This is a genomic window from Phormidesmis sp. 146-33, assembly GCF_052939515.1.
In genome coordinates, this window is sequence record NZ_JBJPHU010000008.1 from 92,495 (window position 1) to 114,634 (window position 22,140).

22 protein-coding genes are annotated in these 22,140 nt (G+C 47.6%); 9 read left to right on the top strand and 13 right to left on the bottom strand.

The features are described from left to right. Positions 1-127: 127 nt before the first annotated feature. The 6 genes from ACJ2PR_RS05640 to ACJ2PR_RS05665 all read right to left on the bottom strand — a co-directional run bounded on the left by ACJ2PR_RS05640 (position 128) and on the right by ACJ2PR_RS05665 (position 6,966). Positions 128-844 carry a hypothetical protein gene (locus tag ACJ2PR_RS05640; RefSeq protein ID WP_446876284.1) on the bottom strand — a complete coding sequence of 239 codons (717 nt, stop codon included), beginning with the start codon at positions 842-844 and terminating at the stop codon, positions 128-130. Next, positions 837-1,493 carry a hypothetical protein gene (locus tag ACJ2PR_RS05645; RefSeq protein WP_446876285.1) on the bottom strand — a complete coding sequence of 219 codons (657 nt, stop codon included), beginning with the start codon at positions 1,491-1,493 and terminating at the stop codon, positions 837-839. The genes ACJ2PR_RS05640 and ACJ2PR_RS05645 overlap by 8 nt, the downstream gene beginning before the upstream one ends. Next, entirely contained in the window at positions 1,490-3,838 is a 2,349-nt protein-coding gene (locus ACJ2PR_RS05650) for a CHAT domain-containing protein (RefSeq protein WP_446876287.1), read from the bottom strand. The genes ACJ2PR_RS05645 and ACJ2PR_RS05650 overlap by 4 nt, the downstream gene beginning before the upstream one ends. Positions 3,839-3,997: 159 nt before the next feature. Next, on the bottom strand, positions 3,998-5,323 hold the full coding sequence (locus tag ACJ2PR_RS05655; RefSeq protein ID WP_446876289.1) for a response regulator: 1,326 nt from the start codon (positions 5,321-5,323) through the stop codon (positions 3,998-4,000). A gap of 286 nt (positions 5,324-5,609) precedes the next feature. Then, positions 5,610-6,770, bottom strand: coding sequence for a sensor histidine kinase (locus tag ACJ2PR_RS05660; RefSeq protein WP_446876290.1), 1,161 nt, complete (start codon positions 6,768-6,770; stop codon positions 5,610-5,612). Continuing rightward, positions 6,757-6,966 carry a hypothetical protein gene (locus ACJ2PR_RS05665; protein ID WP_446876292.1) on the bottom strand — a complete coding sequence of 70 codons (210 nt, stop codon included), beginning with the start codon at positions 6,964-6,966 and terminating at the stop codon, positions 6,757-6,759. Before ACJ2PR_RS05665 ends, ACJ2PR_RS05660 begins: the two co-directional genes overlap by 14 nt. A 198-nt stretch (positions 6,967-7,164) precedes the next feature. On the opposite strand from ACJ2PR_RS05665, the gene ACJ2PR_RS05670 reads away from it, so the two are divergent. The 4 genes from ACJ2PR_RS05670 to ACJ2PR_RS05685 all read left to right on the top strand — a co-directional run bounded on the left by ACJ2PR_RS05670 (position 7,165) and on the right by ACJ2PR_RS05685 (position 9,961). Further along, positions 7,165-7,815: an HAD-IA family hydrolase gene (locus ACJ2PR_RS05670; protein ID WP_446876293.1), complete on the top strand. Its 651-nt coding sequence runs from the start codon at positions 7,165-7,167 to the stop codon at positions 7,813-7,815. A gap of 167 nt (positions 7,816-7,982) precedes the next feature. Continuing rightward, entirely contained in the window at positions 7,983-9,158 is a 1,176-nt protein-coding gene (locus ACJ2PR_RS05675) for a DNA double-strand break repair nuclease NurA (protein WP_446876294.1), read from the top strand. An 89-nt stretch (positions 9,159-9,247) separates the two neighbouring features. Next, the gene (locus tag ACJ2PR_RS05680) at positions 9,248-9,517 is read left to right on the top strand and encodes a DUF2281 domain-containing protein (RefSeq protein ID WP_446876296.1); all 270 of its coding nucleotides are present in this window, start codon (positions 9,248-9,250) and stop codon (positions 9,515-9,517) included. A 6-nt stretch (positions 9,518-9,523) separates the two neighbouring features. Next, positions 9,524-9,961 carry a type II toxin-antitoxin system VapC family toxin gene (locus ACJ2PR_RS05685; RefSeq protein WP_446876297.1) on the top strand — a complete coding sequence of 146 codons (438 nt, stop codon included), beginning with the start codon at positions 9,524-9,526 and terminating at the stop codon, positions 9,959-9,961. A 185-nt stretch (positions 9,962-10,146) separates the two neighbouring features. On the opposite strand, the gene ACJ2PR_RS05690 is transcribed toward ACJ2PR_RS05685, so the two are convergent. From ACJ2PR_RS05690 to ACJ2PR_RS05700, 3 genes are all read right to left on the bottom strand, one after another. After that, entirely contained in the window at positions 10,147-10,437 is a 291-nt protein-coding gene (locus ACJ2PR_RS05690) for a protealysin inhibitor emfourin (RefSeq protein ID WP_446876298.1), read from the bottom strand. Positions 10,438-10,507: 70 nt separating this feature from the next. After that, the gene (locus tag ACJ2PR_RS05695) at positions 10,508-11,398 is read right to left on the bottom strand and encodes a M4 family metallopeptidase (protein ID WP_446876299.1); all 891 of its coding nucleotides are present in this window, start codon (positions 11,396-11,398) and stop codon (positions 10,508-10,510) included. A 4-nt stretch (positions 11,399-11,402) separates the two neighbouring features. Continuing rightward, entirely contained in the window at positions 11,403-11,579 is a 177-nt protein-coding gene (locus ACJ2PR_RS05700) for a hypothetical protein (protein ID WP_446876300.1), read from the bottom strand. 377 nt (positions 11,580-11,956) lie between these two features. Here ACJ2PR_RS05700 and ACJ2PR_RS05705 point away from each other — a divergent pair, with 377 nt between their 5' ends. Further along, positions 11,957-15,358, top strand: coding sequence for a phycobilisome rod-core linker polypeptide (locus tag ACJ2PR_RS05705; RefSeq protein ID WP_446876301.1), 3,402 nt, complete (start codon positions 11,957-11,959; stop codon positions 15,356-15,358). Between the two features lie 285 nt (positions 15,359-15,643). Here the strand turns inward: ACJ2PR_RS05705 and ACJ2PR_RS05710 are convergent, their stop codons facing one another. Then, the gene (locus ACJ2PR_RS05710; RefSeq protein WP_446876302.1) at positions 15,644-17,563 is read right to left on the bottom strand and encodes a protein kinase domain-containing protein; all 1,920 of its coding nucleotides are present in this window, start codon (positions 17,561-17,563) and stop codon (positions 15,644-15,646) included. A gap of 236 nt (positions 17,564-17,799) precedes the next feature. Between ACJ2PR_RS05710 and ACJ2PR_RS05715 the strand changes: the two genes are divergently transcribed. Then, positions 17,800-18,156, top strand: coding sequence for a hypothetical protein (locus ACJ2PR_RS05715; protein ID WP_446876303.1), 357 nt, complete (start codon positions 17,800-17,802; stop codon positions 18,154-18,156). A 246-nt stretch (positions 18,157-18,402) separates the two neighbouring features. On the opposite strand, the gene ACJ2PR_RS05720 is transcribed toward ACJ2PR_RS05715, so the two are convergent. Next, a complete protein-coding gene (locus tag ACJ2PR_RS05720) occupies positions 18,403-18,642 on the bottom strand; it encodes a helix-turn-helix domain-containing protein (protein ID WP_446876304.1) in 240 nt (79 codons plus the stop codon). A 111-nt stretch (positions 18,643-18,753) separates the two neighbouring features. On the opposite strand from ACJ2PR_RS05720, the gene ACJ2PR_RS05725 reads away from it, so the two are divergent. Beyond that, a complete protein-coding gene (locus ACJ2PR_RS05725) occupies positions 18,754-18,978 on the top strand; it encodes a hypothetical protein (RefSeq protein ID WP_446876305.1) in 225 nt (74 codons plus the stop codon). A 28-nt stretch (positions 18,979-19,006) separates the two neighbouring features. Beyond that, a complete protein-coding gene (locus tag ACJ2PR_RS05730) occupies positions 19,007-19,384 on the top strand; it encodes an S-layer homology domain-containing protein (RefSeq protein WP_446876306.1) in 378 nt (125 codons plus the stop codon). 163 nt (positions 19,385-19,547) lie between these two features. On the opposite strand, the gene ACJ2PR_RS05735 is transcribed toward ACJ2PR_RS05730, so the two are convergent. After that, positions 19,548-19,889 carry a hypothetical protein gene (locus tag ACJ2PR_RS05735; protein ID WP_446876307.1) on the bottom strand — a complete coding sequence of 114 codons (342 nt, stop codon included), beginning with the start codon at positions 19,887-19,889 and terminating at the stop codon, positions 19,548-19,550. A 3-nt stretch (positions 19,890-19,892) separates the two neighbouring features. Further along, a complete protein-coding gene (locus ACJ2PR_RS05740) occupies positions 19,893-21,437 on the bottom strand; it encodes a cryptochrome/photolyase family protein (protein ID WP_446876308.1) in 1,545 nt (514 codons plus the stop codon). A 254-nt stretch (positions 21,438-21,691) separates the two neighbouring features. On the opposite strand from ACJ2PR_RS05740, the gene ACJ2PR_RS05745 reads away from it, so the two are divergent. Further along, positions 21,692-22,009, top strand: a complete 318-nt coding sequence (locus ACJ2PR_RS05745; protein WP_446860909.1) for a hypothetical protein — start codon at positions 21,692-21,694, stop codon at positions 22,007-22,009. Positions 22,010-22,140 lie beyond the last annotated feature (131 nt).

The following is a 22,140-nucleotide window of genomic DNA, read 5'->3' on the forward strand; positions in this document are numbered from 1 at the left end:
GAGGATGTCAATGTACTGTCTTCGTTTAAGGTATTCACTGCATGGGCTTCGAGGCGGAGACGCAATACTCTCACAAGATTGAGGAATAGCAGATCAAGGGCGATCGCTGTCTCTTCTTTACTTCCAATCAGGGCTTTGGAGCTTTGGATTTAGCAAACTTCTTGGGAAAGTATTTTTGCAGAAACGAGTCAGAACAGCCAAACTGTTTCAACGCGCTGAGACAGTCTTTTGAGCGCACGTCTAGCAGTAGCCTCACAATTGCACCGATTTGCTCTATTTGCGGAGTCATCGTGCGGGCAGCTTCAATTCGCGTTAAAAAGTTGCGCTCTTCTTCGGTTCTGAGGGAGGAATCACCCTCGAAATAGTCTCTGAGCCAGGCAAGTCCAGATTCAAACTGATTTGAGGTTTGGCTGAGTTCTTGCCGCAACTCGGATTTGAAATCTGTCAACCTGCCCCTTTGACTTGCTTCTATTTGACGAAAGGCAAGTCGAGTCAGGAGAAAATAAAACTCGCTAAAGGGAACGCCAGTAAATCCCAGGTCGATGTTAGCGTTCACAAAGGCATTAAAGCCAAGTCCGACGGTGATTGCTTTGGTGACAAGATCTGGGAATTTATCTGAGGCAATGGGCGGTTGAATCGAGGCTCCAAACAATAGCCAGAAGACAATACTTGGTAAAACTAACTGAAGTAGCACCCACCACCACAATCCCAGGGATAACCAGGGAGTAAAAAAGGGCGATCGAAATCTCCGATTGAATTTTTCAGCAGCAACGATTAAATTAAAAACGCCTGACACGCCAGCGATTGCGACCAGCAGCCACCACCCAGAGCTGGCATTACTCATAGCCTCTGCTTGAGACGCGAATGAGGGGGTGAAGGTGGAGATAGCCTGTTGCGGTTAATGACAGAAACTCTTCCTCGGCAATGGGTTGCTGACGATCGCGGCGCGGTTTCAGTCCTGGAAACATCCAGTGGATCAGGGGAGCAGAGAGCAAATCAACGTATCCTTTTTTTCGCAGCGTTTGTACAGCCGTTTGAATCGTTGGCAGCGATCGCCCAGTCCGATAGGTCAAGTCTTTTAAGGTGAGAGAATGAGGTTCCAATGCGCTCAGGATCTCTCGTTCGGCTTTGGATGCTTGAATTATGGATTTTTGTAGCTGGTGTTGAGTCAGGAGGTGGGTTAGCTGATCGGCAAGGTGGCTCAATCCAGTACGATCGCTGAAGCTGTCGGCAGTCAAAATGAAGCTTTTAGCGCGTTCTTGAGCGGTGTAGTGTTGTCGCTGCGCTTTAAGTGCCTGGGTGTAGATTTGGTCGATCGCGGCTGACTGGCTTACCAACTCGCACAGGTGTCGATCCGAATCTGGCTCCTGATTTTTCCATGCTTTCAACGCATTCAGCAGCGATCGGCTCTCGTCGTCTGGCAGGTTGGTGCCGTAGTGTTCTAAAGCATACTTGAGAACTTCCAGGTCAATTTCGTTGCTATAGACGCTCATGGCACGCTTCCAGTGAGAGTGAACGCTGCCCAATAAAAGGGCTGATTGTAAGGACGATCGCTTGGCTTTATTGTACCCTGTTGCTCTTTCAGAAGGTCTACTTGAACTTCTAGCTCTTTGCGCCAACGGTAACTCAGTCCTTCCACGGTGAGCGCATTCAGCCAGCCAATGAGTTCAAGGTATGTGACAGTTTTCAGCCAGTGTTGGGCCTGTTTGAGGGCAACGGCTGGCGCATCTCCAGCTAACAAGGCTTGATAAAATCGAATCATCAACCAGGCGCTTGAGATTTCATCGACCTGCCAGAGGGTGCTGAGAACGTTTGCGGCTCCGGCTTTGAGAAAAGCGGTGGACAGCCCGACGTATTCTGTAGCGATGCTGTCTTTGCCTGTGACGGCGGTTTCGCAACTTGCAAGACAAATCAGATTGTAGCTAGACAGATTGAGGCGACTGATTTGTTTGGCGGTCAATCGTGCATCAGTGAGGGCGATCGCGGAGTCTTCTGGCTTGCGAGAGTTGTAGGCGGCGTGTCCGGTAAAGTGAAAGGTTTTGTATGGTTTTTGTAGGTGATGGATTACGCAATCGCAGGAGGCATCGGCGGGGGAAATGTGGGTTGCGTCTTCAATTAGATGCCGAACGATCGCTGATTCCAACTGAGCGAAGGGCATTTCTGGCTGGTCTGTTTGAGGATCGTCTACGTTTAGCAGGGACAGGTAGGTGTTTGTTTGTTTGCGATCGCGCAGGTTTAATCCAATCTGGCAACTGGGCAGATAGGAAACGGTGAAGCGATCGGGGAACAGGGCATGGAGTGGGAATCGATGTAAATCACGGTGGGGCAGCAAAATTAAGGTGTGAACGGTGGGGGGCAGTTGCTCACAAAGATCGTCGATGTGCAGAATATTACGCAGTTTGGCGAGTTGCGATTCGAGGGTGGTGCGCCAGGGATGGGACGATCGCTTGCTGGATTCTTTTTTCTGGCTGGCATAGTCGCGATATTGACGATCGTAGTTTTGCATCCATGTTTCAAATTGCTGGGACTGTTGGCGGCGGTTGCAGGCTAAAACTTGGGGCGGCTGACCGTTGGTGAGAATGAAGGTGGTGAGGCGATCGGGGCTGAGGTGCCAGTAGAAAATTGCGGTATGGGGATTGCAGAGCGACTGCATTTCGGCAGCGTCGGGACTGAGAACAGTTTCCTGCCACGCATCCAAGATCCAGGTGAGGCAACGGTTTTTGTAAAATTCGGCTTGCTTGAGGGCGGCAATGGGATTGTTTTCGCCGATTAGCAGGTCGATTTCTCGCTGACTAAAGCTGGCAAATCTGGTCTCGAAGGTGGGTTTGAGTGAGTCGGGTTGGGCGGCGCGGAGTTGCTCAAACAGGGTGATGCCTTGTTGCTGATAGCGTCGAGCGGCGGGAATTTCATCTAGAGCAAGGTGGGCGCGGATCATGCCTTGCAGCACTTGAAGGTGGGGTTCGGGGAATGAGTCGGCAGTGAGGGTTTGGAGGGCAGTGTGGTAACTACGGAGGGCATCGCGCCAGCAAGGTCGAGGGTTTTCTTTGTAGTTGCCTTCATCGCAGTGGGCATTGCCTATCCTACGATGCAGAGTGCCCCAGCCTTCTGGGTGAGTGTCTTGTTTACAGTACTTCAGGCCTTCGCGCAAGCTGGCAAGTTGCCCTGGGTAGTTCCGTTGATCAAGGGCAGGGTTTTGCATTGAGGGCGGCAGGGTGACGGATTGTTTGTTGACTCCGTTCGAGTTGTAGGCAGCAACGCCGCGATTGTTCCAAGCTTCAGGGAAGTCCGGTTTGTATTTCAGCGCTTGGTCATGGTTGGCGATCGCCTCTTCACAACGGTGTAAATGCCTCAGCGCAATGCCACGATTGACCCAAGCTTTGGGTAAGTCCGGTTTGTATTTCAGCGCTTGGTCATGGCTGGCGATCGCCTCTTCGTGGCGGTGTAAATCACTCAGTGCAACGCCGCGATTGTTCCAGGCTTTATGGTCGTCCGGATTGTATTTCAGCGCTTGGTCATAACTAGCGATCGCCTTTTCGTAGCGGTGTAACTCGACCAATGTAGCGCCGCGACCGCACCAAGCATCACCGAAGTCCGGTTTATATTTCAGTGCTTGGTCATAGCTAGCGATTGCTTCTTCGTAGCGGTCTAAATCATTGCGAAGAATCATTCCTCGCATTCTCCAGCCATCGGCGCAGTCAGGCATGTCTGACAGCCCTGCTTCTAGTGCAGTCAATGCTGCCAAAGGGTTCCCTTGCTCAAGTAACTGCCGCGCTTCTGTCAGCCAGGTTGGTGTCTCCATGTCGCCTTGATCCGCTGTCTCAGTTTTGTCCCGCTTCACCTACGTATACAAGATTTTTCTTGCACTCCAGGAATTTTGCGGAATGAGCTTCAAAATTCGACGATCGCACCCCATCGATCGCCTGTCCTCTCTATTTTGCTGATCACAAAAGGAAACAGAACGACTAAAGTGAGTCCGGCTTTTCTGATTGAGCTTGCTCTAGCGCGATCGCAGACTGACCACCTGTGCAATTAAATCAGCTTGCAGCTTTGATCTGATAGGTTTGCCCTGCACAAGAATGCCCACCTCACCAATTATCCGCTGCTCGTCTTGAATCGGACAGATTAGCATCTGGCTCGTCGTTTCCTGCAACTGACGATAGAGTGGCGGCAGCAAATCTGGACTCGGATCAAGCCAGGATTCTCGTTGAAACAGCCGAAAATAAAATCGAAAGTGCTTTTCTAAATCAATGCAGGTGCCGATCGTCGAGTCTGGAAACTCAAATGCCCCGACCGATTCGCAGACGATCGTCGAAGTCAGACTCTCTTCATCGTGTAGGGCGGCCCAACAATAGCTGGCTTTTAGCGTCCGCCCCAATTCCTCAATCGTCAGTTGCAAAATCTGGCTGTGATCAGAGACCGATCGCGATTGTTCTAAAACCCGTTGCACCAGTTGAGTACAGTCGAGGGCTTGTTGAAGTTGTTCATTACGTTCGCGTAGTTGTAGAGTCAATCGATCTTGACTGCGTTCTAAAATCTGATTTTCTCGTTGAAGCAGCGCTTCTTGTTGGCGGCGATCGCTCAAGTCTTGAAAGACCATAATGCTGCCAATGATCTGACCATCTCGATTGCGAATCGGAGCGGCACTATCGCCCACAGGTCTGAGCGTTCCATCTCTGGCTCTTAGCAGGGTGCGAGTGGGCAAGGTCACCGTATCGCCGCTACACATCGCAGACAACAAGGGATTTGCGATCGCCTCCCCTGTCTCTTCATGCACCAGATCCAAAACTCGTGTCGCAAACTCGCCCAATGCCTGCTCTTGCTCCCAACCCGTGAGGATTTCTGCGGTCGGATTCATAAAAGCGATAAAGCCGTCTACATCTGTGGCGATCGTTGCGTCTCCGATACTAATCAGCGTCGTGGCGTACCATTGTTGAGCATCTTTGTGTGCTCTTTCGAGTTGGTGACGGTGCAGAGCAATCTTGATGGTGGAGTGCAGTTCGGCTTCCTGAAACGGTTTAACTAGATAGCCAAAGGGAGAGGTTTCGGTGGCTCGCTGGAGCGTTTGTTCGTCGGCGTGGGCGGTCAGATAAACGACGGGCAAATTTAGCTGAAAGTAGATAAATTCGGAGGCCGCCACTCCATCGACCTCGCCCTGGAGTTGAATGTCCATTAATATCAGATCGGGCTGAGTGTCCGCAGAGAGTTTGATCGCTTCTTTAGCGGTTTGGGCGACGGCAATCACTTCATGACCCAGCGTTTCTAATGCTTCTTGAATGTGCCATGCTACGACACTTTCATCTTCGACTACCAATATTTTCGCCATGTTTGATCCGTCATCGTAGCAATTTTTTATACTTGTACCTCTGCATTCTAGTTAGAAGTGCTTCTAAAAAATGGCAGCCAGGTTTTAACTTCGTCAAATCGACTCAAAGCGTTGACGTGAAGCCAGTTTTTTGCAGGAACGTGTATTGATCGACACAGTAGAAAAATTGGCTTTGAAGTAAGGGCTAACTTGCCTATTTTTCTGCACTAAACCGTGTCGAATTACCCGATTCTAGAAGGGAAGCAATCTTCTCACACCCCTCCAGCATTGTAGGGCGATCGAGCATTTATAGATGATCAAAGGTCACTTTAAATCGCGTCGTATTTGTTTTTTCTAGCTCAAAGCTACCTCGAATTTGGTTGACAAGGGCATTAACCAGTCGCAGCCCCATCGATCGGATCGTTTGCAGTTCAAACCTATCGGGTAAATCGTTGCCGTTGTTTTCGACGATGAGACAAATTTTTTGGGGAAGTTCGGCTTCTAACAGCACCGCAATCTCGCCGCTTCTCTCGTCAGAAAATCCATGTTTGAGGGCGTTGGTCATGAGTTCATTTAAGATCAGCCCACAGGGAATCGCCTTTTCTAAACTGATGAAGATTTCCTCGCCAACCTGCATTCTTAGCGTCACCAAATCTGATTGAAGTCGATAAGTATAGAAGAGACGAGTCGCCAAACTTTGAATGTATTCTGATAAATTGATGCGAGTCAGGTCATTCGATCGATACAGACTATCATGCACCAAAGCCATCGAATTAATCCGACTTTGGCTGTCTTCAAAAATTTGTCGCACCTGGGGATCGTCGATTCTTTGTGACTGAAGGTAGATCAAACTGGAGATAATTTGTAGATTGTTTTTAACCCGATGGTGAATTTCTTTAAGCAGGGCTTCTTTTTCCCTGAGAGAGGCTTTGATCTGGGATTCGGACTGTTTTTGTTTGGTGATGTCTTCGACCGTTCCGGTGTGCCCTACTAATTCGCCCCGATCGGAGATAATCGGAGCCGTCCTGACTTGCACCCAACGCAAAGAGCCATCGCGGTGCAGCACTCGAAACTCATCGGCGTGTTGTTGTCCTGAGTGAGCGATCGTAAACCAGTCTGTCAGCACTCGATGGCGATCGTCTGGGTGAATGGAGTCTGCAAACCCCTTGCCCAAACTCTCCTCAAGCGTAAAGCCGCCCATCTCCTGACACTTGGGATTGGTGTAGGTGACATGCCCCAAAACGTCACAGGTAAAAATCCCCACCGGGGAACAAACGCTGAGGGCGCGCCACTTTTCTTCGCTGGTTTGGGTGTGGGGTGACTCGGCTGTCTGAATTTCTAAGCTTTGGAGTTGAGAAAAGAGTGTCTCAAAAATAGGATCTGTTGAGGGTGATGCGGCTTGTTTTTGAAGTAGCTTGAGTTGATCATGAATCGTTTTGACCTGTTGCGCTAACTCAGCTTGATTCATGTCGTGTTCTCCTCAACGATCGACCTGCTAAACTCTCAGTTTCACCCACCGTCGCGGTTTGAGTGTACGCTGTTCCACAAGTTTGGCGCTTGACCGAACGCTTGCCTTCCCCCGATCGCAGGAAAACCAATCGGCGATCGTGCGCCTCAACGACTGGACAGGTTTCGAGTCTGAGGTTTAACTTTTGAGTAGACAAGGGATAATGGCTAAATGGCACTGAAATAAGCGTCGATCACTCGATAAGAGCGCTAAAAACTCGTAGGGTGGCCCTCTCCACCGTCCTTAAATCAGTAACATGCGACCATAACTTGATGGAAAGTGGTTTAGGAATGCCTCTACCCTTGTTGATTCTGCTGGTGCAAGACTGCTTTTTAAGTTTCTAAAGTGAGAGATAATGATGCGTCCCCAGGTGATTTTTTTTGATGCGGTTGGCACTTTGTTTGGGGTGCGGGGTAGCGTCGGTGAAGTCTACGGCAAAATCGCCTGGCGTTATGGTGTGGATGTGCCGACTGAAGTCTTAAATCAAGCGTTTTATCAAAGTTTTAAAGCGGCCGGGTCTCCTGCTTTTCCGGGGCGATCGAGTGCAGAAATTCCCCAATTAGAATTTGAATGGTGGGGCACGATCGCGCATCAAACCTTTAAACGAGCCAACGTTCGCGATCAGTTTTCAGATTTCTCAAAGTTTTTCACCGAACTCTATCATCACTTTGAGACAACAGAACCCTGGATTCTCTATACAGATGTGGTGCCAACTTTAGAGAAATTGCGCGATCGTGACATTACATTAGGCGTTCTCTCTAATTTTGATTCTCGTCTACATGCGGTTCTCAAAGCGCTAAATCTGACTGATTTTTTCAGTTCTGTTACCATTTCTACTGAAGTCGGAGCCGCAAAACCTAGTCCTCAAATTTTTGATGTAGCCCTTGATAAACACAATTGTTCAGCCCAATTTGCGTGGCATATAGGAGACAGTTTAGAAGAAGATTATAAAGCTGCAAAAGCCGCAGGACTGAGGGGGATTTGGCTCGATCGTAAAACCCTATAGAGCGTTTGAATTTGTATCAAAAGAGATTAGAGACAGCATGAGTTTGGAAATACAATATTTTCATCCCCTGATCATCGGAAGAATTGCGCGTCTTCCAAAGTTTGTCGATAATCAATCTACACAGCTTGAGAAGATTATTCACGAATCAATTCCCCATCTCTTAATGTATGCCAATTAAGCCGTCCCAAATCTTGAGCCTGTTAGAAGCAAAGCGTGATGACTTCACAAGTTATGACAAAACCGCTTTGCAAGAACTTCAACAATACCTGGCGGCACTGGCTCAGATGTCACGCCAACCAGACAATATTTTGCAGGAAAACCTTGCCGGAATTCAATATTGTGGAGCGCTGCCATTAGAGCCATTGGGCAAATTTTCCGATTGGATTATTCCTTCAAAATTGACCTGGCAAAGTCGAGAACAAAGTCTGGAATGGGTACGCGATCGCCTCACTGGGATTTCTACCTTTGCCGTCGATGGCTCTCAAATTTATCCCAGTAAAGATGTTTCGATTCCCGTAGCGCTGGTGCAAATCGGCTGGTATGAAAATTGTCATTTGCCGTCTGGCACCTATGAAAAAGACATCGAATTGGATGTGATGACTCCAAATGATCTGCGTGTGGGAAAGGGCGATCTCGCCGATCGTAAAGTCAATCTACGCCGCTTTGAAATGGAGACTCAACGCATCATCAAATATATGGAATCTCATGCCGATTGTGAAACCTGTCTGGCGTTTTTTGACGGTTCACTCGTGGTCACGTTTGCCGAAGTTTTTGATGAAGAGACGCGCAACTTTTATGTGAAATGTATGCGTCAACTGTTGCAGGCGAGTGAGTATTTTAGAGTGCCGCTGGTTGGCTATATTGACACTTCGACTGCTTGCGACCTGACTGAAATGCTGCGGCTATTAGGCAATTTGCCCGAAAGTAAATCTATCCACGATGCACAACTTATTAGCCGTTCTAGAAATAGCGCAATGCAGTGGGGCGATCGTACTCCCTTGTTTCTCTGTCAGCGATCGGGTGTATTAGATCAATATCAAGATCAGGCTGACCGAATTGCATTCACCTATATGAAAACCAATAAAGATAGCTACCCAGTGCGATTAGAACTTCCGGTTTGGGTATATGAAGCGGGATGGCACGATCGTATTCTCGATTGGGTGCGAGGCGAAGTGGTAATTGGCGGCGGCTACCCTTATGTGATTGAGACAGCCGACCAGGTAGCAGTGCTTAAGAATGACGATCGACAAGTCTTTTATCGTCTACTACAAGATTGGGCAGAGCAAGAAGATCTAAAGTTACGTCTGTCTCGCAAGATGGTCAGCAAAGCTCGGCGGCGTTAGGTTTTTTCTGGCGTTGGTATTTTAGCCTTTGAGTAGATTGTGTGTGGCTTAGAATAAATACAAACTGTACTTTAGCCTCATAACTTGATATGACGATCGCAGAACAAATCTATACACTTGTAAGAACGCTTCCTCAAGACCAGGCCAGCACAATTCTCATGTTTGCCGAGTTTGTCAGCGCCAAGCACCTAAATGCCAATCAGACCACTAGCCCGACTTTTCTAAACAATTCTCAGTCTGCTTCTTTCAAGGCTGGTCTCGATCGACTCCATGCCTTAACTGAGAATTTACCTTCTACTGATCCTGTAGCTTTGATTCAAGAAGGACGAGAAGAATTGAGCGATCGAGGTGGCTTCTAATCAGATATGGATATCATCATTGACGCAAATTTGTTAGTTGCTTTAGTAACTCAGCATCCTCAACGACAGATTGTCTATCAGCAGTTTGAACGCTGGGTCGATCAGAATACAGCGCTACATGCGCCTGATTTGGCATATTCTGAGGTCACGAATGCTTTGACACGAATGGTTACAGCGGGGCTGTTTGCGAGAGAGCAAGCACAAGCTGTTTGTGAGCAATTGGCGGAGTTGCCGATCCAATATCATTCGCTAGGATTTGATCCAGAAGTGATCAACATGGCATTAGCGCTAGGACGAAAAAGTGCTTATGATGCTGTTTATTTAGTGTTAGCACAAAGACTGAATGCAGCACTATGGACATTGGATGGCCCGCTTTATCGAAATGCAATAGGTCAAGGTTACTCAGTTCATTTGCTAGCGATCGAGCCTACTGAGTCAGAATGACGATCGACAAGTCTTTTATCGTCTATTACAAGATTGGGCCGAGCAAGAAGATCTAAAGTTACGTTTGTCTCACAAGATGGTCAGCAAAGCTCGACGACGTTAGATCTTAATTCTGGCGTTGTTATTCTAGCCGTTGCGTAGATTGTTGGCAGTTAAAAGGTATCCCCGAAATTTTGAGGCCTTTGCTACCCTCGTGCTGTCTCTATCATCCATTCAATTAATGGAGACAACCGATCGGGCATCACTGATTCGTCAATTTGTATGGTGTGAAGCCGATCTCTCTCCTCAATTGTAATTTGGTAGTGAAAGCGATCGGGCTGCGGGGCTGCGATCGTTGTCGGTAAATTAAAAAAATCTGCCGCTTCTACCATTTGACAGACTTGATTGGCTTCAGTCGGTGACAGAGTTTCAGTATCGATTGAAGTGGTCATGATTAGACCTGCAAATCCGCCCGATCGCTCAAAAGAGATTTTCATAAGAGTTGTGGGATTTGAAGTGAAGAGTCAACATAATGCAACTCCTCACTTCTTATATTTGGACTAAACGTCAAACGACTCCAACTGTTCTCCAGGCAGTTCGGACGGCTTGTTGTTCGGTGCTGTTTGCGCCATAGAGTTCGCCAGCGATCGCGCTCATCGTGGCTGCTGCCGTTCTAAAAGTGGCTCTGGGTCTTAGTCTTTCGGTCAGAGCAATGTACCAGATTCTTCCAGCTTTCTCCCAGGCATAGCCCCCGATCGCCGTTGCCGTCAGATAAAACGCCCGATTAGGAATACCCGAATTGATATGAACACCGCCATTGTCAGCCGTTCCGGTATATATATTTCTGAAGTCAGCAGGCTGAGGATCTTTACCAATCACCCGATCGTCATAGGCCGTACCAGGAGCCTTCATCGATCGAATGCCTGCACCATTAACTTTGGAGGTAAACAACCCTTCTCCAATGATCCAATTTGATTGATCGGCCGTTTGGTTGAGAACTCGCTGTTTGATCAAGATGCCAAACACATCTGAAAATGATTCGTTTAAGGCTCCGGATTGTCCTCGATAAGTCAGATTTGCTTCATTTTGGGTGACACCATGCGTCAGCTCATGACCAATCACATCAATCGATTTGGTGAAGCGATCGAATAACTCCCCATCCCCATCGCCATAGACCATCTGGCTCCCATTCCAAAAAGCGTTGTCGTACTTCTGACCATAGTGAACCGTCGAATCGAGACGCATTCCCAGCCCGTCGATCGAATTGCGCTGAAACACTTCGGCATAGAAGTCATAAGTCGCGCCTGACCCATCGTAAGCCTCATCCACTGCCAAATCGCCCGTCGCCGGATCGCCCTCACTGCGTACCAACGTTCCGGGCAAATCTGTTAAATTTTTGGCATCAAAAATCGTCCGCCGTTTTACCCCTACCGGAGCCATCAATTGAATGCCACCCACCGCTTCACGCCTGCCCCGAAACTGCTCTGACGCTCTTAGTTTCTAAAGCCCATTCGCGCTGAGTTGGAGTGCCATTGAGAATCACACGATCGGTAACATAGGGCGGCAAGATACAGCAAATCGGGCAGCGGCAAGGGTGCCGCAGGTTCTTAGTTTCCTTCTGCGTATCCTTTCTCTGCATAATAATGTAGATGCACTCCTAATGTTTAGAACACCAAAACTTCAGGAACCCGGAAGTATTCTATCCTCCCTCCTCCCTCCTCCCTCCTTTGTTACAAAACTTATACCTCTTCTCAGACAGTTTCCAGATAGCTTTATGATGCTCTGATAAACGTAGAGAATGGTTCTTCACACTTTTTAATAAATCAGTCTTTGAACCCGAAACGTTTTAATCTAAAAATGAGCGTGGTTGACCCTGGGTAGTCGTTTGATTCGATAGATTCTATTGCCCAAACTAGAACAAAAGTTCTACGATAAACGGGTAATAGTCCGTGCCAGGTGACACTCTGGTCAGATTTAATACAGTAACGATCCGTAAAACGGGAGCTTTAGTATCCGATGAGTGTTAAGGCAAGTGGTGGAAGCTCAGTTGCACGCCCGCAACTTTACCAAACAGTCCCAGTCGCAACAATTTCTCAAGCCGAGCAGCAAGACCGCTTCTTGGGCCGAGGTGAGCTAGACGAATTGGCTCGCTACTTTGTCTCTGGAGCAAAACGCTTGGAGATCGCCGAGTTGTTGACCCGTAGCTCAGAGCTGATAGTGTCTCGGGCCGCCAATCGCATCTTTACAGGTGGCTCTCCGATGGCCTTTTTAGAAAAGCCTGCCGAAGAGCCTGTGATGAGCCTGGCTGGCACCGTCATGGACACCGCAGAAAACATGAAGCTGGGAACCGCAACCTATGCGGGTGGAAACAGCAACGGTATTTTGGACGGGCTACGGGCCCTGTTTTTGACACCGAGTAGCGGCCCGATTCCGGCAAACTTCCGACCAATCAACGTTGCACGATATGGCCCGAGCAATATGGCCAAATCGCTGCGTGACTTGAGTTGGTTTTTGCGCTACACCACCTATGCGATCGTCGCAGGCGACCCCAACATCATTTCGGTCAACGTGCGAGGCTTGCGCGAAATCATCGAGAATGCTTGCTCTGGAGAAGCGACGATCGTCGCCCTGCAAGAGATGAAAGCCGCCTCGGTCAACTACTTCCGCAACGATGCCGAAGCTTCCGAAATCGTCGCTCAATACTTCGATGTGCTGATTGGCGAATTCAAAGCGCCCACCCCTTCGACCAAGCTCCGTCAGCGCTCTTCTAACGATCAGCAAGGTCTACAGCTTCCTCAAATCTACGCCAATGCTGCCGAGCGTCGCCCCAAATATGCGATGAAGCCGGGGTTGGGGTCGTCTGAGAAAAACGATGTAATTAAAGCGGCCTATCGTCAGATTTTTGAGCGAGACATCACCCGCGCTTATTCACTCTCTATCTCAGATCTAGAGTCCAAGGTCAAAAATGGCGACATCTCCATGAAGGAGTTTGTGCGCCGTTTGGCGAAGTCTCCCCTCTACCGCAAAAACTTCTACGATCCTTTTATCAACAGTCGGGCGCTGGAGTTAGCATTCCGTCACATTCTGGGCCGGGGGCCGAGCAGTCGGGAAGAAGTGCAGAAATACTTCTCGATCGTCTCGACAGGTGGCTTGCCTGCGTTGGTAGACGCGCTGGTTGACTCCAAAGAATACAGCGACTACTTTGGCGAAGAAACCGTTCCTTATCTGCGGGGTCTGGGTCAAGAAGCGCAAGAATGCCGCAACTGGGGCCCTCAACAAGATCTGTTTAACTACAGTGCGCCCTTCCGCAAGGTGCCTCAGTTCTTGGTGACGTTTGCCTCCTACGACAGACCGCTGCCTGATCAGCACGTTTATGGTTCTGGCAACGATCCGCTAGAAATCCAGTTTGGCGCTATCTTCCCCAAAGAAACTCGCAATCCCAGCGCTCGTCCGGCTCCTTTTGGCAAAGACACTCGGCGGATTTTGATCAATCGTGGCGCGGGTATCAATAATCAACTCAGCAATCCTGCTGCCAGAGGTGAGGCTCCCGGTACCTTGGGGCCCAAAGTGTTCAAGCTGGATCAATTGCCCAGCTACACAGGCACCTTTGCCAAGAAGGGCAGTCCGACGAAAGGCATCAGCGTTAAGTTTTCAGAAAGCTCGACTCAGGCAGTGATTCGGGCGGCTTATCTGCAAGTGTTTGGACGGGCGGTTTACGATGGTCAGCGGCTCAAAGTTGACGAAATCAAGCTAGAAAACGGCGAGATTCCAGTGCGCGAGTTTATTCGTCGGCTGGCCAAATCGAACCTCTTCCGCAGCTTGTACTGGACGAGTCTCTACGTTACTAAGTCGGTTGAGTACATCCACCGTCGCCTGTTGGGTCGTCCTACTTATGGTCGTCAAGAGATCAACAAGTACTTTGACATTTGCTCCAAAAAAGGCTTCTATGCGCTGATTGATGCAATTCTAGATAGCCCTGAGTACAACGAAACCTTTGGCGAAGATACCGTTCCTTATGAGCGCTATTTGACCCCGGCTGGGTTGTCACTGCGATCGACTCGTGTTGGCTCGATCGGCGATACAGGTGCAAAACCCATCAAAGAAGAAACGCCTCGCTTTGTGGAACTGGGCGCTGTCACAGATATGCGTACCGAACCCGATGTGCAGTTCCGCATCAATCAAGGGGTCAGCAAAAAGCGGGAGCAAACCAAGGTCTTTAAGCTCACCAACCTCAACGACAAGTCAAACTTGAACGTGATTACAGGGGCTGCTTATCGCCAGATTTTTGAGCGGGATATTGCACCCTACATCGTCAAAAACGAGTTTTCTGTCTTGGAGAGCAAGCTCGGCAACGGTGAAATCAGTCTCAAGGAATTCATTGAAGCCTTGGGTACTTCCAGCCTTTACATCAAGGAGTTCTACACGCCTTATCCCAACACCAAAGTGATTGAGCTAGGAACTAAGCACTTCCTGGGTCGTGCGCCGTTAGATCAGCCCGAAATCCGCAAGTACAACCAGATCTTGGCGACTCAAGGATTGAAAGGCTTTATCAACGCGATGGTGAGCAGTGCTGAGTATGGAGAAGCCTTTGGAGAGGATGTCGTTCCTTACAATCGCTTCCTGACGCTCCCGGCGGCTAACTTCCCCAACAGCCAAACGCTTTACAACAAGTTAACCAAGCAAGACAAGAAGGTGGAAATTCCCAGTTTTGCCACCCTCAAGCCGCGCATGGATGCTGCCAAGATGCCAATGACAGGCAAAGCGATCGCCGATATGGCCGCTCAAGCACGTCAGATGGATATGAGCAAGCCCCGCTTTATGGAACTGGGTCGATCGTTCTCCAACGGCAGCGGTCAATCGGTCGAAGTGGGAGTCGGTACGTCTCGCCGCAAACCTGCCCGCATCTTCCGAATGAATTTGGGCATGGGTCAAGGCGAAATCGAACTAGTGATGAACGCCATCTACTGTCAGGTGCTGGATGTGTTTAGCGGTCAGGTGCCGCGCGAATTCCGGCGATCGGACTTAGAAAGTAAGCTGCGGAATAGCGAGATCTCGGTGCGCGAGTTTGTCAAGACGCTGGCGAGTTCTGAGATTTACCGTCGTCGCTTCTACACGCCGTATCCGAATACGAAGGCGATCGAGTTCTTGTTCCGTCATCTGTTAGGTCGTGCCCCGGCGACTCAGGCTGAGATTCGTCAATACAACAAGCTGTTGGCTGATAAGGGTCTCAAGGCTGCGGTTGAGGCGATGGTCGATAGTGCGGAGTATGCTCGTTACTTTGGTGAAGATGTGGTGCCTTACAAGCGTTTCCCTTCGCTGCCTGCGGGTAACTATTTGGGGAGCGTCCAGGCTGAGGCTGATCTGGTGAAACAGTCGTGGTCTGATCTGTCGCCCTCATATCTGACGGGTCGCAGCTAGAACGTTTGTTGATTGATTAAAAGGCCCCTCGATCGTATTGAGCGATCGGGGGGCTTTTTGTTGAAGTTCATGCTACTAGTTAAATGACGAGTTAGCTAACAGTAACGTCAGTTAGATGAATGCTTCGCTTCGCTTTTAGATCTAGGAACGCCCCCTAGATCCCCCACGAGTGAGGGGCTTTAAACCAGAATTCCTCTCTTAAAGTCACCCAAAATTGGGGGCAGAAGCCGTGAACAACGAAGCGAAAAACCTCTCATCGAATTCACGTTAACAGTAGTCAGCTAATTATTTGAAGAAATTAAACTTCGGTATCTGAATTAAAGGTTTTTTGTTTGAGGACTTCAACGCAGGATGTAACAGAAGGTACTTTAAAAACCAATCTCTAGCGATATCGCCTCCTCTAGTCACTAGGAAAGGAAGTTGCCCAGGAAGTGCTTTTTCTAGAGTTAAGGTCTCAAATCGAGGAGGAAAAGTGTACTCTACAAGATCATCCGTAGACCACCCAACACGAGTATCAAATTTTTCTCTGATACAATAGTCAGCATCTAGATGACCTCCAACCTTCTGCCAAATCCGCTTCTGTACACTGAAACCAAATCGCCCATCACTATATTTAATCCAAAGGTGATCAATAACAAGTAAATCTTGGGAGGGAAACATCTCTATGTCCTTACGCCTGAGCCAATAGTCTCTACCAGCAATCTTCAGCATAATAGATAAAGTCTTCTTGTCTGCTTCTCCCCAATTTCCAACTGCTAGTAAATTTTCTAGCTCCAGGTAATTTATTTCGCTCATTGATGAGGCTTCAGAAGTATTCGTAGAACCTGCAAAACTCTGAATGAAATTCAAATTTTGAATACGCTCTAACACTTCATTTTGGTCATTAACCTCGCCTTGATCACCGTATAGTTTAGCTGCCCTAAGAAAGTCTTCAAGCGCTTCAGAATAATTTCCAGTCCTCGACTTAGCAATGCCTCTGTGCCTATATGCCTTGGCATAATTAGGATTTATACAAATCGCATTATTAAAGTGTTCGATCGCCTCTGTGTATCGCCCTCTCTTACCTTCTTCTAGTCCGCATCTATAATAATCTTCATCTGTAAAACCTTTAAAGTTCAGACTTTGAATAAATTCTAATACTGCGTTTTTGTCATCTACTTCACCTTGTTTTCCATATAGCTCGGATGCCTTGATAAAGTCTTCAAGTGCTTCAGAATAACTTCCAGTCTTGGATCTGGCGATACCTCTATATTTATATGCTTCAGCATACTCTGGGTTTATACAAATCGCATTATTAAAGTGTTCAATCGCCTCTGTATATCGCCCTCTCTTACCTTCTTCTAGCCCACATCTATAATAATCTCTAGCGTTCTTAAATTCATTTGGAAGCAGCTTCAACCACTCTTGCAAAGTCTGTGGACGATCCTCCGCCTTTAACAGCATTCCATTAAGAATTGCTTGATCGGTCTCAACACTGATAGTTGCCCTAATCCGCTTAGGAGATTCTAGGAGATCGGTATTTTGCTTCAGCACACTGCGCTCCCTAGCAATAGCAGAAGCAGGTATTTGATTGGTTAGTAGGGTATAGAGTGTTGCAGCTAAAGCATAGATATCTGTGTATGCTCCTCGTTTTGCTTCCTCCTCGTACTGCTCGAGCGGTGCAAAATAATCTGTCAAAAATGTTGTGTGAATCTGAGTTACGTCTGGAGTAAATTCACGAGCGATGCCAAAGTCAATCAAAACTGCTTCAAATTTTCCAGAGCGCACCATGATGTTTTGTGGCTTTACATCTCGGTGTAGCAAACCTTGATTGTGAACTACTGTTAGCGCCTCACCAATTTGCTGAATGTAATTAAGTGCTTCAGGCTCAGACAAAGCACCTCTCTTCTTCAGTCGCGTTGCCAAATCTTCCCCCTCAATGTATTCCATTACCATGCACCACAGCCTTTCCTCTTGTATAATTTCATCCACCCGCACAATATGTTGATGGCTACATCCGGCGAGCCGTAGTGCTTCATTCAAGAAATCTTGCTGAAACTTTGCGAAGTCAGGCTGATTCTGTACCTGCTCATTCACGGTTTTCACAACAACCCGCTTTCCACTTTGGCTTTTAGCAAGGTAGGTCACTCCAAAGCCACCCTCACCAAGCTTTCGCTCAATAGTGTATCTACCACTCTGCAACTTTTTCCCTGCTGACCATGCCATTGTTTCTGGTTCCGAGACTTCTGCATTTACTTGAGACAATCGACTAAACTTTCTCTAGAAAAGTTAGGCTAGTCAACGTGTTTACAATTCCCAGCCATTAAGCTGGTCTATCATGACCTACGAAATTTGATTAGACGGAACCGCTCAACACCCTCTGATCGCTCCTCTTCCACAAACCCGATCTCAAAACTGTTTTCCGAATAAGATCAGAGATCACCACATCGAAACATTCAGCAATGAGATTACAGAGGAGTGATCGCTTTAAGCAGTGTGACAACAAAGCTGGGAAGCGATCGCTTAAGCCATCATCGGGTGTGGTAGATCGGATGATTCTGCAAAATTCGGTGTCACGGCGTAAGATCAAAACACAATTCATCGATAGAGGCGACATGCTAAAAACACCTTGGGCTACCGTTCGCGAAGGAAAGATTGAACTGTTGGATTTGACGGAGCTACCAGAAGGCACCAGGTTACTAGTTACTCTGCTCCCAGATGATGAAGCGGATTTTTGGATGCGATCAAGCCAAGCTTCACTAGATGCAGTTTGGGATAATGCTGAGGATGAGGTCTATGCCCAGTTACTCCAAAAATGATGTCATCTTGGTTCAATATCCCTTTTCCGACTTATCGAGTTCAAAGGTTAGACCCGCGGTTGTGGTGAGTGCGCCACATATTTCTCAAGACATTATTATTACCCCGCTCACCAGCAAAACAGCCTCGTTACTTAAGGGAGAGTTTGTGCTTTCTGAATGGTCAGTACAACCATGTGAACTTGAGCGATCGTCCCGTTAAGTCAAATGCTTTGGAGGTGAGAAGCAATCGCCCTCGCTTCACAACAATCACGCTTCTTCATCTTCCACAATTTCGCCTAAGTAAAGTCTGACGAATTCTTTTGCAGCATTGAGGTCGATCGCTTTAAGCGCTTGTGTGATAGCGACGATATTTTCAGCACTTGGATCGAGTCCATGAAACCAACGACCCACATTAGCCCGACTAATTCCCATCGCTACGGCTAACTTGTTTTGGGTAATTTCGTACCGTTCTAAGACTTGTTTTAGCGCTTGACTTGCCCTCCCCATGCGCCTGATCGTGTCAGAGAATAATCACTTCGTAAATGTCACACTTTTGACGACACTAAGCTATGATGATGGGTGTCACAGTTTTGGCGACATTCAAATTAGGTGAATCATATGGCTGAAGAATTTATTGACGATCGCATTCCTGCCCCCATTCGTCAGCGCGATCGGGAGACGGTGAGAATTATCATTGTGGGGTCTCGTCGGGGCATTACCAATGTGATTCACGCGCTGTATGCTCACGAGTTTGCTCAGATTCATGAGTGGAGCAACCCGGAGCCTGAAATCAATAGTGGCAAGCTGATGAGCGTGATGACTCGATATTTGCATCTGGAGTAGACGACGATCGCTCAAATCCCTCGATACAATGGCAAACAAGATGGCAAAACAGGTGGAGGAATTTGAGATGAAGAATCTACTGCATGGCTCGATTTTGGTGGCGATCGTCACCCTTTTCAATCCGTTGGGAGCCTCTGCACAAAACTTGCCCAAACCCGAATCAGGCTGTCTGAGCGGCTACCCGGATAGCACTTATCGGGGCGATCGTCCCCTGACTCGGAATGAGTTTGCTGCTGGAATGAATGCTTGTCTCGATCACGTCGATCGTTTGATTCAAATCAATCGAGAAGGCTTGGCGACGAGAGCAGATTTTGAGGCATTGATCCAACGTCAGCGACAGCTCAATGATGAATTGAAAGTGTTGAGCGATCGTGTTTCAGAGCCACAACTGCCAGCAAAACAATAAGCTGTCTACATTGAGAGAGACTTAACTAATATTGTTCTCTATCGACAGACTTATCAGGAATTCACTCCTCAGAACAGGACTCTAAGATTTGTAATTGCTAACTTATAAATATACAAAGCGCGTCCGGGTGGCGTTCTTGATATCTCCTCTTTCTAAAATGCGTCTAGCTAAACCCTGAGTCTTGTGGTGATGACTTGGGGTTTTTAATTTTGCCTCGCCATTTTAAGCTGTTTTGATTGAGTTGTTGAAGGTATTCGTCGGGTTGAGAAATGATTGATTCAGCGAGAGCGATCGCTCCTTCCAACTGTTTTTGAGTGAGTTGTTTGTAGGCTGGCTCTTTACCTTGCTTAAGAACGTCATACCAACAGCAACCCAGCAGATTATCTAACACAATGCGCTGAAAACAATGGTTAAACTTTACGGGAAATTGTCGAGTTTTGGCGAGTTCTGGAAGCGTTTGATTGGTTAATTGTAGATAGCGATGTCGCAGGTGATCAAGATTCATCTCTTAAGGTGTGGAAGGCAGACGATATTCAGTTTGTTGATGCTCTCTACGCCATTGGTCGGCTTTTTGACGAATTAATTCTCGTTCTTCATCAGACAGCTTGGTCAGATTAAAAAGAATTTGACCCATACGGTTATTGTGTTTGAGTTTGTCGTGGTGACGATCGAGAAAATCCCAGTAAAAGAAGTTGAAGGGGCAAGCATTTTCTCCGATGCGATCGCGGCGATCGTAGCTGCATTTTTTACAGTAGTCGCTCATATTATTAATGTAGTTTGCAGAAGCAGCGTAAGGCTTAGAGGCCATCATTCCCCCATCGGCAAACTGGCCCATTCCGATTACATTGGTCTGCATGACCCAATCGTAGCCATCGATAAAAGCAGTGTGAAACCAATCCTGCACTTCTTGAGGTGAAATCCCGGCAATCATGGCAAAGTTGCTTAATATCATTAATCGCTGAATATGATGAGCGTAGCCAATTTCTTTGACTTGATTGATGACTTGATGGAGACAATTCATCTTCGTTTCACCCGTCCAATAAAAGGCAGGTAACGGCTGATTGTGATTAAAGAAATTGCGGCTTGGGTAATCTTCTCCCATGTGCAGATAGATGCCATGCATGTATTCTCGCCAGCCTAGAATTTGTCTCACAAATCCTTCGATGCTGTTCAATTCCCAGACATCTTGATTTTGATAAAATGCTTTTTCTGCGGCTTCCAAAACTTCTAGAGGATGCAGCAATCCAATGTTTAAATAAGGAGACAGCATCGCGTGCCACATGGTCTGTTCTCCTGTGACCATTGCATCTTGATAAGGGCCAAAAGCCGACAAGCGAGTTTGAATAAAAAACTCCAACACTTGTAATGCCTGTTTGCGAGTCACGCCCCAGCGAAACGGCTCGATCGACCAGTATTTTTGACTTTCTTTTAGCTGGGGAGACTGCTTAACCCAATCGATCACTTCTTGCGTGATGGCATCTGGCTCAAACCAAATCGCTTCGGGTAAATTGAGTTTTCCTTTGGGTGGCTTGCGGTTTTCTTTGTCAAAGTTCCATCGACCGCCGATCGGCTGATCCCCCTCCATCAATACGTTGAATCTGCGCCGTCCCTCGCGATAAAAATCCTCCATAATTAGCCGTTTGCGCGATTTTGCCCAATCGAGAAAGTCCTGATCTTGCCAGATAAATCGATTGCTGGGGGTCAGCGTCACTTCACAGGGCAGACCAAGCTGTTGAATGAGATTGGCGAACGGGCGATCGGTAGGAGTCATCACCCGCAATTCTGTAATCTGATGCTGCTCGATCCAGGCTAAAAGCGGCGTTTTGAAGTCTACAGAGGTTTTGTAGGTGACATCCCAACCTGTTTCGCGCAGTTCTTGAGCAAAATGGCGCATTGCTGACCAGACCAACACCAATTTTTGCAAATGATAAGGCAATTCTTGACCGTGGTTGAGCGATTCAATGAAAATTACCCGCTCTGGACGATCGCAGCTTTTTAGCGCCGACTGCCCTGCCCAAAGCTGATCCCCCAAAACCCAAACGCCGATCGTCATAGTCACGCTTTCCCTATACGAATCTGAACTATAGTGTCATTGTTGTAATCTCACAAGCTGAAATACGTCTGTCTGGAGATGCAAACTGTTCCCGATTGATCATGACAGAGCAATGATTTTTTACTAACCTTGACAACAAAGATGGATACGGGCAGCGACAAAAACAGAATTAGTAAGTTAACCAGCTTTTAAACGGATAAAACATGATTCATTGATTAGAATGAAACTGTTATGTCACATCAGTCAGTCAAATTATGGTGGTCGCAAAAAGTAGAAGATCGAACGCAGCGATTAAAGTTGAAACAACAGAAATCGATCAAGTTGGCGCACTGTTAGCCGATTTGCCAGAGCGCGAAAAAACGGAGGTTCCTCTACGTGATGCGATCGAGGAACTGCAAGACTCCCTACGAGCCTCTCTGAACAAAGGCTACAGTTATGAAGAACTTACCAAAATTCTTAATGACAGTGGAATTTCCATTAGCGCCTCAACGCTGAAGCGCTATTTGTCGATCGTTCAGAAGAAGCCCGCCACAGGAGGAAAAACCAGAGCCAAACGGACTCCTAAATCTTAGATTAAGTTTAGACGACTAATATCAGACACAAAATTTTGTGAGGGCAGGTTTCGTCAGGGTTGCTGTCAATTCAGCCAATTCTGAGCAAGCTTGCCTTTTTTATTAAAGCCCTTGGTCATCGCGGCAGAGGC

Excerpts from the sequence above, each read along its gene's own strand:
- ACJ2PR_RS05640 (WP_446876284.1), bottom strand. The coding sequence starts at position 844 with ATGAGTAATGCCAGCTCTGGGTGGTGGCTGCTGGTCGCAATCGCTGGC.
- ACJ2PR_RS05645 (WP_446876285.1), bottom strand. The coding sequence starts at position 1,493 with ATGAGCGTCTATAGCAACGAAATTGACCTGGAAGTTCTCAAGTATGCT.
- ACJ2PR_RS05655 (WP_446876289.1), bottom strand. The coding sequence starts at position 5,323 with ATGGCGAAAATATTGGTAGTCGAAGATGAAAGTGTCGTAGCATGGCAC.
- ACJ2PR_RS05660 (WP_446876290.1), bottom strand. The coding sequence starts at position 6,770 with ATGAATCAAGCTGAGTTAGCGCAACAGGTCAAAACGATTCATGATCAA.
- ACJ2PR_RS05670 (WP_446876293.1), top strand. The coding sequence starts at position 7,165 with ATGATGCGTCCCCAGGTGATTTTTTTTGATGCGGTTGGCACTTTGTTT.
- ACJ2PR_RS05675 (WP_446876294.1), top strand. The coding sequence starts at position 7,983 with ATGCCAATTAAGCCGTCCCAAATCTTGAGCCTGTTAGAAGCAAAGCGT.
- ACJ2PR_RS05680 (WP_446876296.1), top strand. The coding sequence starts at position 9,248 with ATGACGATCGCAGAACAAATCTATACACTTGTAAGAACGCTTCCTCAA.
- ACJ2PR_RS05685 (WP_446876297.1), top strand. The coding sequence starts at position 9,524 with ATGGATATCATCATTGACGCAAATTTGTTAGTTGCTTTAGTAACTCAG.
- ACJ2PR_RS05690 (WP_446876298.1), bottom strand. The coding sequence starts at position 10,437 with ATGAAAATCTCTTTTGAGCGATCGGGCGGATTTGCAGGTCTAATCATG.
- ACJ2PR_RS05700 (WP_446876300.1), bottom strand. The coding sequence starts at position 11,579 with ATGCAGAGAAAGGATACGCAGAAGGAAACTAAGAACCTGCGGCACCCT.
- ACJ2PR_RS05705 (WP_446876301.1), top strand. The coding sequence starts at position 11,957 with ATGAGTGTTAAGGCAAGTGGTGGAAGCTCAGTTGCACGCCCGCAACTT.
- ACJ2PR_RS05710 (WP_446876302.1), bottom strand. The coding sequence starts at position 17,563 with ATGGCATGGTCAGCAGGGAAAAAGTTGCAGAGTGGTAGATACACTATT.
- ACJ2PR_RS05715 (WP_446876303.1), top strand. The coding sequence starts at position 17,800 with ATGAGATTACAGAGGAGTGATCGCTTTAAGCAGTGTGACAACAAAGCT.
- ACJ2PR_RS05720 (WP_446876304.1), bottom strand. The coding sequence starts at position 18,642 with ATGGGGAGGGCAAGTCAAGCGCTAAAACAAGTCTTAGAACGGTACGAA.
- ACJ2PR_RS05725 (WP_446876305.1), top strand. The coding sequence starts at position 18,754 with ATGGCTGAAGAATTTATTGACGATCGCATTCCTGCCCCCATTCGTCAG.
- ACJ2PR_RS05730 (WP_446876306.1), top strand. The coding sequence starts at position 19,007 with ATGGCAAACAAGATGGCAAAACAGGTGGAGGAATTTGAGATGAAGAAT.
- ACJ2PR_RS05735 (WP_446876307.1), bottom strand. The coding sequence starts at position 19,889 with ATGAATCTTGATCACCTGCGACATCGCTATCTACAATTAACCAATCAA.
- ACJ2PR_RS05740 (WP_446876308.1), bottom strand. The coding sequence starts at position 21,437 with ATGACGATCGGCGTTTGGGTTTTGGGGGATCAGCTTTGGGCAGGGCAG.
- ACJ2PR_RS05745 (WP_446860909.1), top strand. The coding sequence starts at position 21,692 with ATGGTGGTCGCAAAAAGTAGAAGATCGAACGCAGCGATTAAAGTTGAA.